Origin of the sequence: Devosia chinhatensis, assembly GCF_000969445.1 — a bacterium.
Classification (GTDB): Bacteria; Pseudomonadota; Alphaproteobacteria; order Rhizobiales; family Devosiaceae; genus Devosia; species Devosia chinhatensis.
This window is the reverse complement of sequence record NZ_JZEY01000045.1, coordinates 1-465: the sequence shown is the minus strand read 5'-3', so window position 1 is coordinate 465 and position 465 is coordinate 1. Positions and strand designations below refer to the sequence as shown.

Annotated in this window: 1 rRNA gene; it reads right to left on the bottom strand. The window is 51.6% G+C overall.

From position 1 onward, the window contains the following. Positions 1-465 (bottom strand): 16S ribosomal RNA (locus VE26_RS00190); the annotation flags it as partial.

Genomic DNA, 465 nt, shown 5'->3' with positions numbered 1-465 from the left:
GACTACCAGGGTATCTAATCCTGTTTGCTACCCACGCTTTCGAACCTCAGCGTCAGTTACAGACCAGAGAGCCGCTTTCGCCACTGGTGTTCTTCCATATATCTACGCATTTCACCGCTACACATGGAGTTCCACTCTCCTCTTCTGCACTCAAGTCTCCCAGTTTCCAATGCACTACTCCGGTTAAGCCGAAGGCTTTCACATCAGACTTAAAAGACCGCCTGCGTTCCCTTTACGCCCAATAAATCCGGATAACGCTTGCCACCTACGTATTACCGCGGCTGCTGGCACGTAGTTAGCCGTGGCTTTCTGGTTAGATACCGTCGAAACGTGAACAGTTACTCTCACGCACTTTCTTCTCTAACAACAGGGTTTTACGATCCGAAGACCTTCTTCACCCACGCGGCGTTGCTCCATCAGGCTTTCGCCCATTGTGGAAGATTCCCCACTGCTGCCTCCCGTAGG